The organism is Clostridium arbusti SL206 (assembly GCF_000246895.1).
In the GTDB taxonomy this organism is placed as follows: domain Bacteria; phylum Bacillota; class Clostridia; order Clostridiales; family Clostridiaceae; genus Clostridium_I; species Clostridium_I arbusti.
In genome coordinates this window covers 1-12,257 of the sequence record NZ_BAEV01000031.1, presented here as the reverse complement: position 1 = coordinate 12,257, position 12,257 = coordinate 1, and the positions used below count along the sequence as shown (strand labels likewise).

10 protein-coding genes are annotated in these 12,257 nt (G+C 30.0%); all 10 read left to right on the top strand.

Features of this window, described 5'->3' with window-relative positions:
• The first annotated feature begins 10 nt into the window (after positions 1 to 10).
• On the top strand, positions 11 to 943 hold the full coding sequence (locus RH99_RS07580) for a bifunctional riboflavin kinase/FAD synthetase (RefSeq protein ID WP_010236120.1): 933 nt from the start codon (positions 11 to 13) through the stop codon (positions 941 to 943).
• 118 nt (positions 944 to 1,061) lie between these two features.
• Entirely contained in the window at positions 1,062 to 1,325 is a 264-nt protein-coding gene (gene rpsO / locus RH99_RS07575) for a 30S ribosomal protein S15 (protein ID WP_010236117.1), read from the top strand.
• A gap of 116 nt (positions 1,326 to 1,441) precedes the next feature.
• Positions 1,442 to 3,556 carry a polyribonucleotide nucleotidyltransferase gene (locus RH99_RS07570; RefSeq protein WP_010236112.1) on the top strand — a complete coding sequence of 705 codons (2,115 nt, stop codon included), beginning with the start codon at positions 1,442 to 1,444 and terminating at the stop codon, positions 3,554 to 3,556.
• A gap of 112 nt (positions 3,557 to 3,668) precedes the next feature.
• Entirely contained in the window at positions 3,669 to 3,956 is a 288-nt protein-coding gene (locus RH99_RS07565; RefSeq protein ID WP_010236109.1) for a YlmC/YmxH family sporulation protein, read from the top strand.
• Between the two features lie 93 nt (positions 3,957 to 4,049).
• On the top strand, positions 4,050 to 4,742 hold the full coding sequence (locus RH99_RS07560; protein WP_010236107.1) for a ClpP family protease: 693 nt from the start codon (positions 4,050 to 4,052) through the stop codon (positions 4,740 to 4,742).
• Between the two features lie 144 nt (positions 4,743 to 4,886).
• Positions 4,887 to 7,148 carry an FtsK/SpoIIIE family DNA translocase gene (locus RH99_RS07555; protein ID WP_010236105.1) on the top strand — a complete coding sequence of 754 codons (2,262 nt, stop codon included), beginning with the start codon at positions 4,887 to 4,889 and terminating at the stop codon, positions 7,146 to 7,148.
• Between the two features lie 106 nt (positions 7,149 to 7,254).
• Positions 7,255 to 8,598: a 30S ribosomal protein S12 methylthiotransferase RimO gene (gene rimO / locus RH99_RS07550; RefSeq protein WP_010236103.1), complete on the top strand. Its 1,344-nt coding sequence runs from the start codon at positions 7,255 to 7,257 to the stop codon at positions 8,596 to 8,598.
• A complete protein-coding gene (gene pgsA / locus RH99_RS07545) occupies positions 8,582 to 9,166 on the top strand; it encodes a CDP-diacylglycerol--glycerol-3-phosphate 3-phosphatidyltransferase (RefSeq protein WP_010236101.1) in 585 nt (194 codons plus the stop codon). Before rimO ends, pgsA begins: the two co-directional genes overlap by 17 nt.
• A 162-nt stretch (positions 9,167 to 9,328) precedes the next feature.
• On the top strand, positions 9,329 to 10,387 hold the full coding sequence (recA, locus tag RH99_RS07540; RefSeq protein WP_010236099.1) for a recombinase RecA: 1,059 nt from the start codon (positions 9,329 to 9,331) through the stop codon (positions 10,385 to 10,387).
• A 265-nt stretch (positions 10,388 to 10,652) separates the two neighbouring features.
• Complete coding sequence (rny, locus tag RH99_RS07535; protein ID WP_010236097.1) at positions 10,653 to 12,197, top strand: ribonuclease Y; 1,545 nt, start codon at positions 10,653 to 10,655, stop codon at positions 12,195 to 12,197.
• Positions 12,198 to 12,257: the final 60 nt, after the last annotated feature.

The window sequence follows — 12,257 nt, the reverse complement described above, 5'->3', positions numbered from 1 at the left end:
GTAAATAAGTATGATTATTTTACATGACAATTTTAAAACAAAGTTGAAATATAATACTTTTATAGCATTAGGTAGCTTTGATGGTCTTCACAAGGGGCATCTAACATTGATTAATAAGGTGTTGGAATTATCAAAATCAAATGGAAACATTAAAAGTATGGTAAATACTTTTGCAAATCATCCATTAACCATAGTTGATAAAGATAAAGTTCCAAAGCTTATAATGGACAATGATACTAAAGCTGAAATTTTAGATAAATTGGGTATTGATATAGTAAATTTTGCTTTGTTTAATGAAGATTTGATGAAAATGTCGCCTGAAAATTTTATATTTAATATGATTAAATGTTATAATGCTGTTGGGATTGTAGTTGGCTTTAACTATAGATTTGGACATAAAAATCTTGGTGATATTGAATTGTTAAAAAAATTAAGTGAAGAATATAATTTCAAACTCTTTATAATAAATCCTATTGAGTATAATGAAAATGTAATTAGTAGTACAAGAATAAGAACTAACATAGGTGCTGGTAAAATGGAAGATGTAAATAATATGCTCTTAAAACCTTATATGCTTAAAGGTAAGGTGATATCTGGGAAAAAATTGGGAAGAACCATTGGATTTCCAACTGCTAATTTAGAATACAATAAAGAGTTTGCTATTCCCAAAAAGGGTGTTTATTACACTTTGGTAAAATATAAAGAAAAAATATATAAGGGTATAACTAATATAGGCACAAATCCTACTATTGGCATAAATGAATTAACTATTGAAACTTATATATTAGATTTTACTAATGAAATATATAATGAGTATATAAAAATATATTTTATTAGTAGAATACGTGATGAACAAAAATTTAATTCTCTAGCAGAACTTAAAAATCAGCTAGAAAAAGACAAGAAATTTGCAAAAATGAGAAATATTGAAATTAAATTGTAAAAATTATTTACAATTTAATTTTTATTTGATATAATACAATTTAGTAACCTATTACTAAGATTATTGATTGACCGACGATATTCTTGGGATAAGGGGATAATATTTTGGAGGTGTCACAATGGATAAAGTACTAAAAGAATCTATTATTAAAGAACATAGCAGACATGAAGGAGATACTGGTTCTCCAGAAGTTCAAATAGCTTTATTAACTGAACAAATCAATCATTTAAATGATCATTTAAAAGTTCATAAGAAAGATTTCCATTCAAGAAGAGGTCTTCTAATGATGGTAGGTCAAAGAAGAGGTCTTTTAAATTATTTAACTAAGAAAGATATTGAAAGATATCGTGCTATTATTAAAAAACTTGGATTAAGAAAATAATCTAATAGAGCGGTTTAAACCGCTCTATTATTTTAGTGTTCTTATTACATATAAAATTCAATTATTACAATAATATATAATATATGCATTACTATTTACTTAAAGGAGGTAGATGTATGAATCACGTACTTGAAACTACCATTGCAGGCAGGAAAATGAAGGTGGAATTTGGTAAAATAGGTATGATTTCCGATTGTGCCATTTTCATGAGCTATGGTGAGACTGTTATATTAGTAAATGCCAATGCTTCAGAATCTCCTAGAGAAGGTATAGATTTCTTCCCATTAAGTGTGGAATATGAAGAAAGATTATATTCTGTAGGAAAGATACCTGGAGGCTTTATAAAGAGGGAAGGTAGACCATCAGAAAAGGCTATATTACATGCTAGAGCAATAGATAGACCATTAAGACCACTTTTCCCTAAGGGTTATAGAAATGATGTTCAAATTGTATGTACAGTAGTATCTGTTGAACAAGATAATGTACCAGATATATTGGCCATGAATGGAGCATCCATGGCATTATGCTTATCAAGCATTCCTTTTACTACACCAGTTGGTACTGTATCAGTAGGAATGATTGGTGATGAATTTATATTAAATCCAACTACGCAGCAGAGAGAAGATAGCATATTAAATTTAACTGTATGTGCAACAAAAGAGAGAGTTATGATGATTGAAGCAGGTGGAGATGAAATACCTGAAGATGTTATGATTAATGCTGTAGATTTTGCATTTAATGCTTGTCAAGAAGTTGTATCATTCCAAGAAGAAGCCATGAAACAATTTGGAAAACAAAAAATTGAACCAACTTTACACAAAGTTGACAAAGACTTAGCAGAAGATGTAAAGAACTTTGCTTTTGATATGTTAAAAGAAGCTATGTATATCACTGATAGAGATCAAAGAGGCGAAGTATTAAAGAGTATAAATAAAAAACTAGATGAAGAATTTGGTGAGAAGTATCCAGGAAGTAGTTCTGAAATAGGTGAAGTGGTATATTCTACACAAAAAGAAATTGTTAGAAACATGTTATTACATGAAGATAGAAGACCTGATGGAAGATCTTTTGATGAAGTAAGAAAACTTGGTTGTGAAGTAGGCATACTACCAAGAACTCATGGTACTGGTTTGTTTTCAAGAGGACTAACTCAAGTTATGACCGTAGCTACCATAGGAGCACTAGGTGATGTGCAAATATTAGATGGACTTGGAACAGAAGAGTCTAAAAGATATATGCATCATTATAATTTCCCTTCCTACTCAACAGGTGAAGTAAGACCTTTAAGAGGACCAGGAAGAAGAGAGATTGGACATGGAGCTTTAGCAGAAAAGGCATTAGAACCATTAATACCTTCTGAAGAAGAATTTCCGTACACTATAAGGTTGGTTTCAGAAGTTCTAAGTTCTAATGGATCAACTTCTCAAGCAAGTGTATGTGGAAGTACCTTAGCACTTCTTGATGCAGGAGTTCCTATAAAGAGACCGGCTGCTGGTATAGCAATGGGACTTATAACTAGTGAAGATTTATCCGAAGAAAAAGTTATTACAGATATACAAGGACTAGAGGACTTCTTTGGAGATATGGATTTTAAAGTAGCTGGTACTGAAAAGGGTATAACTGCTATTCAGGTAGATACAAAAATTCATGGTCTTTCAAAAAATTGCATAGAACAGGCTATAAAAGGTGCTAAAAAAGCAAGACTTTTAATACTTGAAAAAATAAATGATTGTATTTCAAAGCCAAGAGAAGAAATGTCTCCTTATGCGCCAAGAGCTTACACAATAAATATACATCCTGATAAAATTAGAGATGTTATAGGCGCAGGAGGAAAGACTATAAATAAAATTATAGCTGAAACTGGTGTAAAAATTGATATAAATAATGATGGAAAAGTTTTTGTTATGTCAAATGATGGTGAAAGTGCTAATAAGGCACTTAAAATGATAGATGACCTTACAAAGGACGTTAAAGTAGGGGATATATATTTAGGAAAAGTTGTAAAGACAACAAACTTTGGAGCTTTTGTTGAGATATTACCTGGAAAAGAAGGTCTTGTTCATATATCAAAACTTGATGTAAATAGAGTAAATAAAGTGGAAGATATTGTATCAGCAGGTGATGAAATATTAGTAAAAGTAACTGATATTGATAACCAAGGTAGAATTAATCTTTCAAGAAAAGATGCTATAGCTGAGTCTAAACCAGAAGAAGCTAAAGACGAACAGTAAGGATAGAAGGGCAATAGTGCCTTTTTATTTTTATTTTAAATTATTTGTAATTACTTATTTAAAATAATCATAGTTTATTTATATACTATAAATTTTATATGAGGTGATTATTTTGAATGATAATTTAAATGATAACGATAATTTTAAACTCTATAGTGAAATAGAAAAATATGAAATCATCAATGTAAATGATGGAGAAAAATACGCAGCTCTTTCAAATAACGACGTAGTTATAGATGATATGGGAAATATGAAATTTTTGATTTTAAACGAAAATAAATCAGGCTTAAGTTTTTTCAATAAAAGTGAATTTTCTGAAGTACCTTGGCAATATGTAAAAAAAATAGGCACTAGAACAATAATAGTTGATTTTGATGATAATGATTTAAAAAAGGTCTAATTATAATATAGAGTGCCTAGATTATTAATAAACCTAAACATGAATATATTTCAGTATATATGCACAAAATATATATAGACTGGAGTGATATTTATGGGTAAGGCTAAAGATAAAAAAAATGAAAAAAGAGAAGATAGTGAACAACTTGAAAATATAAAAGAATTAGGTGTTAATGATTTAGCTGAAGAAGACGAAAGAATATATGTGTTACCTATAATAGGACAAATTGAAGGTCATACAGTTCTTTCTCCTCAAACTAAAGCAACGAAATACGAACATGTAATACCGCAGTTGGTTTCAATTGAAAGAAGTAAAAATATAGAAGGTGTCCTAATAGTTTTAAATACTGTTGGTGGAGATGTTGAAGCGGGGCTTGCTATAGCAGAAATGATTAGAAGTTTAAGCAAACCAACTGTTTCATTAGTTATTGGAGGAGGACACTCAATTGGTGTTCCATTAGCTACTTCTGCAGATTATTCTTTTATATCTCCCAGTGCAACAATGATTATCCATCCAATACGAATGAATGGACTTATAATTGGAGTACCTCAAACTTTTGAATATTTTAATAAGATGCAGCAAAGAATAATTGAATTTATTACTAGAACCTCAAAAATTGATAAGGAAACTATTAATAGATTAATGATTCAAAGCGATGAATTGTTGAATGACATGGGTACAATACTTATTGGTAATCAAGCAGTGAATTATGGGCTGATAGATAGTGTTGGTGGTATTAAAGAAGCACTAGGAAAATTAGAGCAAATGATTCAAAAACAACCATAGGCGATACTTCCTATGGTTAATTTATTTATACTATACTGTTATCTATCTTTACATCACTAATTTTAGTGAATATAAACATAGTATTAATTAAATAAAGAGGATATTTTAATTAAATGTAGAATAAACAATTTGGAGGTGAATTCATTGTCTAGAAGAAGAAATGTAAAAAATAATACTTCAAATCAGAGCTCAACTTTAAACAGCGATATTGCAGGTATTATATTAATATGTTTTGGCATATTCATAATATTTAGTCTTTTTTTTACTAATACAAGTGGTATATTTGGAAAAGGTATGCGAAAATTACTTTTTACTATAATAGGAATTGGTTCTTATGCTTTTCCTTTTATAATAATAGTAATTGGTATAGGATATATGGTTAAGAGGGGTAGTATAGGCTTTAGCAAAAAGTTTTATGGAATCATTCTCTTTATAATAAATACTCTTCTTCTAATTACAATGATTAATATAAGTGATTATTATAGTGGTGGACAAGTTATAGAGGGAATCAAAAACATATACAATACTAATAATATAATGCATGGTGGAGTAGTCTCATTTATAATAGATGTTCCACTTCTAAAATTTTTTGGTAAAGGGTGTTATGTAGTATTTTTTTGCATTTATATTGTTTCTTTTGTATTAATATCAAAAAAGTCTTTAGGAGATGCTTTAAAAAAAACTCTACTTCTACATAAAAGACAAAAACAAAATGTTGATGAAACAAAAAAGTATAATATAGATAAAGACGATAATGATAACATATTAAAGGATACTTTAAATAAAATAAATGTTATGGAATTCATAAAAAATAAACCTGATACTAAAAATGATGAAAGCAAAGCTATTTCAGAATCAGATATTAAAATAAAAGATAGTAATGATAGGAATAACAGTAACAGTAATAAGGAAATTCCATCAGAAGCTATAGGTGAAGAACTTGAAAAGGAAATTGAGGATAATTCAATAAAAGATATTAATGGCGACTATGAATTACCAAGGGTAGATTTCTTAAATGAAAATGAACTTAGTAAACTAAATAAAAGCGATAAAAAAGAACTTTTAACAAGTGCCACGAAATTAACAGATACCTTAAATAGCTTTGGAGTAGATGCAAAAGTAATTCAAGTTACAAAGGGGCCCTCTGTAACTAGATATGAACTTCAGCCAAGTGCTGGAGTTAAAGTAAGTAAAATTGTTAATTTGGCAGATGATATAGCTTTAAACCTAGCTTCTGCTGGAGTAAGAATAGAAGCACCAATTCCAGGAAAAGCTGCTATAGGTATAGAAGTACCAAATAAAGATTTGACACCGGTATATCTACGTGAAGTTATAGAATCAGATGCTTTTAGTAATACAAAATCTAGAGTAGCTTTCTGTTTAGGTAAAGATATAGGTGGAAATTGTGTTGTGTCTGACCTAAGTAAAATGCCTCATATGCTTATTGCGGGAGCTACAGGTTCTGGTAAAAGTGTATGTATTAATACATTAATAATAAGTATTTTATACAAATATCTACCTGATGATGTTAAATTATTAATGATTGATCCAAAAGTAGTTGAGCTTAGCATATATAATGGTATACCACATCTTTTGATTCCTGTAGTAACTAATCCCAAAAAAGCTGCCGGTGCTCTTAGTTGGGCAGTAAATGAGATGACTAAAAGATATAAGATGTTTGCAGATAATAGTGTGCGAAATATAGAAGGATACAATGAATTATATCATAAGGGGAAAATAGACAATAAACTCCCTTGGATTGTTATAATAATTGATGAACTTGCAGACCTTATGATGGTATGTCCAAATGACGTAGAAGATTACATAGGAAGACTAGCTCAAATGGCAAGAGCTGCAGGTATGCATTTAGTTATTGCTACTCAAAGACCTTCTGTAGATGTAATTACAGGTGTTATTAAGGCAAATATACCATCTCGAATTTCTTTTGCAGTATCAAGTCAAATAGATTCAAGAACAATACTTGATACGGCAGGGGCAGAAAAACTTCTGGGTAAAGGTGATATGTTATTCTATCCGGTAGGAGAATCTAAACCACTAAGAATACAAGGTGCATTTATATCAGAAGAAGAAGTTGAAAAAGTTGTAGCCTTTATTAAAGATCAAAATCTAAAATCTGAGTATAGAGAAGAAATAATTGAAGAAATTAATAATAATTCGGTAGAATCTAAATCAGGAGATGAAGACGAGCTATTGAATGAGGCAATAAAAATTATAGTTGAAGCAGATCAAGCCTCAACTTCATTGATTCAAAGAAAGTTGAGAATAGGATACAACAGAGCGGCTAGAATTGTTGAACAACTAGAAGAAAAGGGAATCATATCACAACGTGATGGAAGTAAACCTAGAAATATTTTAATAGCTAAAGAAGATATGGAAAAATTATGATATTGCCAAGGGAATATATGTAATTAAAAATTCCTTGTTAAATTTGTTTTTTAGCTATAAAATAAGTGTCATTGATAAGAAGAATCTTAAAGTAGGAGGATTTAATGTGAGTAAACTAAATTTTGGAATCATAAGTTTAGGCTGTGATAAAAATAGAATTGATTCAGAAACTGTGTTAGGAACTATTAAAGATAATTATGAAATCGTAAATGATCCTAAAAAAGCAGATATAATATTAATAAATACTTGTGGATTTATTGAAGCATCAAAACAAGAATCTATAGATACTATTTTAGAAATGGCTGAATATAAAGAAAAATATAATTGTAAAATGCTTATAGCAACAGGCTGTCTAACTCAAAGATATGGAGATGAACTATTGAAGTTAATGCCAGAGCTAGACTTGATTTTAGGTGTAAACGACTATAATAAACTTAATAATGCTATCAAAAACTTTTTAAAGGGTGATGCTGAAAAACAAAGTTTATGTAATTACAGTGATGAAAATATAAATCAAGGAAAAAGAGTTGTAACTACTGGTTCATTTAGTGCTTATGTAAGAATATCAGAGGGATGCAATAATTATTGCTCATATTGTATAATTCCTAAAATTAGGGGAAAATATAGAAGTAGAACTATACAAGATATTATTGAAGAATGTACTGAATTAGCTAGGCAAGGTATAAAAGAGATAATTATTGTGGCACAAGATACAACAAGATATGGGATAGATATATATAATAAGAAAATGCTGCCTGAACTTCTTAGGAAAATTGGAGAAATAAAAGCTATAGAATGGATAAGAATACTTTATTGTTATCCAGAAGAAATAACTGATGAACTAGTAACTGAAATATCTAATAATGATAAAGTATGCAAATACATAGATATACCTATACAGCATATAAGTAACAATATATTGACAAAGATGCGAAGACGTACAAGAAAAGAAGAAATAACCAAAGCAATATTAAATTTAAAAAATAGTATTAAAAACATCTGTCTGAGAACATCAATAATTGTAGGTTTTTCAGGTGAAACTGATGAAGACTTTGAAGAATTAAAAGATTTTATTAGATTTATTAAGTTTGATAAATTAGGAGTCTTTAAATATTCAAGAGAAGAGGAAACAGAAGCTTTTAATATGCCAAATCAAATAGATGAAAAGATAAAGGAACAAAGACAAGAAGATCTAATGATAATTCAGCAAGAAATATCGTTAGAGATAAATAAAAATAAAATCGGAAGAATATATAATGTTATGATAGAAGGTAAAAATAGTGATGATTTTTGGTACGGAAGAAATTATGAGATGGCACCAGAAATAGATGGTGAAATTTTTTTCAAGTGTGATAGAATATTAAATGTAGGTAATTTCGCTAAAATAAAAATTATAGATAGTCTAGAATATGATTTAATAGGAGTTGTATGTGATGAATCTCGCCAATAAACTAACTTTAATAAGAATAATTTTAGTTCCTGTATTTTTAATTTTTGTTGCTGTAAGGGGGATTCCTTATGGCAGAAGTATTGCCACAACCGTGTTTATTATAGCAGCGCTTACAGATAAACTTGATGGGTATATAGCTAGAAGCAGAAATCAAATAACACGTTTTGGAAAATTAATGGATCCTTTAGCAGATAAGCTTTTAGTATCTGCGGCTTTAGTTTCTCTAGTTGAATTTCATATATTAAACAGTTGGATTGCAATTATAATAATTGCAAGAGAATTTGCAGTTACAGGACTTAGATCAATTGCAGCTGCAGAAGGTGTGGTACTAGCAGCTAGTTGGTGGGGGAAGATAAAAACAGTTGTACAAATTGTTGCTATAGTGTGTGCATTAATAAACTTGAATATACGAAATATTAAATTCTTACATAACTATTTCCCTATAGATTTAGTAGCGCTCTTTAAAAATTTAACTAGTGTAACTATGATTTTAGCAGTTATAATAACGATTGTTTCTGGAATAGATTATTTTGTTAAGAATAAAGAAATTATAAGATTAGACAAGTGAATAAAAATTAAAAATATGTCCATAATTTTACTATGAATAAAGTTCCTGCTAAAACAGGAACTTTTATTCATAGTATTGACCTAATTGAAAATTTATTATATAATTTAAATAGAACAAACGTTCGACATGAGGAAAGGTTGGTGAACCCTTAGGGGATATAATATGGATAATGAAAAATTAAAAGCGATAGAAGCTGCTATGGGACAGATTGAAAAACAATTTGGAAAAGGCTCTATTATGAAACTTGGAGAACATGGTATAGCAGATATAGATTCAATATCAACAGGATGCTTAGCTTTAGATATAGCACTAGGAATAGGAGGAGTACCAAAGGGAAGAATTATAGAAATATATGGTCCAGAATCTTCTGGTAAAACTACAGTAGCACTTCACATTATAGCAGAAGCTCAAAAAACAGATGGTACTGCTGCATTTATTGATGCTGAGCATGCATTGGATCCATCTTATGCAAAAAGACTTGGTGTTGACACAGAAAATTTAATAGTTTCACAACCAGATACTGGTGAACAGGGCTTAGAAATAGCAGAAGCTCTTGTAAGATCTGGAGCTATAGATGTAATAGTGGTGGATTCTGTTGCAGCTTTAGTTCCTAGAGCTGAAATAGAGGGCGAAATGGGCGACTCTCATGTTGGACTTCAAGCAAGACTTATGTCTCAAGCACTAAGAAAGCTGGCAGGAGCTATAAATAAATCAAATTGTGTAGTCGTATTTATAAATCAATTAAGAGAAAAAGTTGGTATTATGTTTGGAAATCCAGAAACAACTCCTGGTGGAAGAGCTTTAAAATTTTATGCTTCAGTAAGAATGGATATTAGAAGAATCGATTCTATAAAACAAGGGGAAGAAATGATTGGTAATAGAACTAGAGTAAAAGTAATAAAAAATAAAATAGCCCCTCCATTTAAACAAGCTGAATTTGATATAATGTACAATGAAGGTATTTCAAAACAAGGAAATATTATTGATGTTGGTGTTAAAGAAGAAATAGTTCAAAAAAGTGGTGCTTGGTTTTCTTATGGAGAAATAAGACTTGGTCAAGGTAGAGAAAATGCTAAGCAATATTTAAAGGAAAATCCGGATATAGAAATGGAAATTGAAACCAAAATCAGAGAAAAGTATGAATTGCCTTTAAAAAAATCAAAGACTAATAATGATGAAAAAGATAATTCAGAAAAAGAAAAAAAATTACCTAAGGCTTAATAATACTTAAAATAATTATATTTAATGTATAATTAACCATCATATTAAAGATAATAAAAGCACTGTAAAGATTATTAAAATAATTTTTATAGTGCTAATTTTTATAACCTTGACATAAATGTTAAATTAATATACAATTGAGTTAAATACAGATACTGGTTTAGCATATTCAAATGATTGCCAATTGAATAAATATGACACCTTTTCAAAGCTTTCATTTTTACAATTTTATGAAGCTGTATAAGCAAAGGAGGTGTTTACGGCAATGGGACTACTTAACTATTGGATGATAATTGTCGTTGTATTGGTAATTCTGGTGGTTGCAATTGAACTTTATATTAGAAGAAATTATTCTTGGGCTAAAATATCAAAGGTTGAAGAAGAAGCAAAAAATATAAAGGATGAAGCTAGCAGAGAAGCTGAATCAATGAAAAAAGAGTCCATTTTAGAAGCAAAGGATGAAGTTCATAAGCTAAGAGTTGATTTTGAAAAAGAATCAAGAGAGCGAAGAACTGAAATTCAAAGATTGGAAAGAAGAAACATTCAAAGGGAAGAAGCTCTTGATAAAAAGGGTGACTTAATTGAAAAGAAAGAAGAAAGTTTAAACGCACGTGAAAGTGCAATGGAAGAAAAAGAAAAAAACATTGAAGAATTATATCAAAACCAAAGAAAAGAGATTGAGAGACTTTCAAATCTTAGCTCAGAAGAAGCAAAGCAATTATTGCTTGATGAAGTTCGTAAAGAAATAAAGCATGATTCAGCAGTTATGGTTAAAGAAATTGAAACAAAAGCAAAAGAAGAAGCTGATAAAAAGGCTAGAGAAATCATAACTTGTGCAATACAAAGATGCGCTGCTGATCATGTAGCAGAATCAACAGTTTATGTTGTTTCTTTACCTAATGATGAAATGAAAGGTCGAATAATTGGTAGGGAAGGTAGAAATATTAGAGCCTTAGAAACCCTAACTGGAATTGATTTAATAATCGATGATACGCCAGAAGCAGTTATACTTTCTGGATTTGATCCTATAAGAAGAGAGGTTGCAAGAATCGCCTTAGAAAAACTAATACTGGATGGTAGAATTCATCCTGCTAGGATTGAAGAAATGGTTGAAAAAGCCAAGAAGGAAGTAGAGACTAATATAAAGGAAGAAGGCGAACAGGCTACTTTCGAAACTGGTGTTCATGGTTTACATGCAGAACTTATAAGACTTTTAGGTAGACTAAAATACAGAACGAGTTATGGTCAGAATGTTTTAAAGCATTCTGTAGAAGTATCGTACTTAGCTGGATTTATGGCATCTGAACTTGGTATAGATCCAACACTTGCAAAAAGAGCAGGTTTGCTACATGACATAGGAAAAGCAGTCGATCACGAGATTGAAGGTCCACATGCTTTAATAGGATCTGAAATAGCAAAGAAGCATCATGAATCTTCTGTTATAGTAAATGCAATTGGGGCTCATCATGGCGACATTGATCCTCAATCACTTGAAGCTATACTTGTTCAAGCAGCGGATGCTATATCAGCTGCTAGGCCTGGCGCAAGACGAGAAACTTTAGAAGCATATATAAAACGTTTGGAAAAATTAGAAGAAATTTCAAACTCATACGAAGGTGTAGAAAAGTCATATGCCATTCAGGCTGGACGAGAAATTAGAATAATGGTTAAACCAGAGAGTGTTGATGATGCAGGTGCATCAGAAATGGCAAGGAATATTGTTAAGAGAATAGAAAATGAATTAGAGTATCCTGGTCAAATTAAAATTAATGTAATTAGAGAAACTAGATCAGTAGAATATGCAAAATAAATATATATTATTATTTTCCTCTATTTTATAGAGGAAAATTTTGATTACTATACTACGTGT